Raw genomic sequence first — 412 nt, 5'->3', positions numbered from 1 at the left:
GTTCGTGGTTCGTTTTCCCTGCGGTATGCGAAACGAGGTCGCGCAAGCGGCCAACCACAGCCATCGCAGCATGAACGCGGAAATTATTGCCCGGCTGGAACATAGCCTGAAGAACTGGCCGCATACCCTGCCCCATGGCGAAGCAGCGGTGCCGCAAGGCGGCGAAGAAGCTTTCCTGCTGGAGCGCTTTCGCCAACTGCCACAGGGGAAACAACAGGCACTGTTGGCGCTGTTGGATTAGATTCACCGTGCAGGGCTAACCACAATCGTCCTTTTGTCCTTACAATACACCGCTGGCCACCTGCCCATTATCGATATGACAGTACTTTGCACTATGATGTAGTGCATGCTGCTCACGCACGCAGTCACCGATTCATGGACGGAAAGGAGCCTTTACGGCCGTGACCGCAAA

The 412-nt window shown here is 56.1% G+C and carries 1 protein-coding gene; it reads left to right on the top strand.

Features of this window, described 5'->3' with window-relative positions; all coding sequences use genetic code 11:
- On the top strand, positions 1-241 hold a 241-nt coding region (locus A3754_RS06225; protein WP_231880513.1), incomplete at its 5' end, for an Arc family DNA-binding protein.
- Positions 242-412: the final 171 nt, after the last annotated feature.

Source organism: Alcanivorax sp. HI0083, assembly GCF_001635175.1.
Note: the sequence above shows the minus strand (reverse complement) of the source record. Positions and strands in the feature narration are given on the sequence as shown.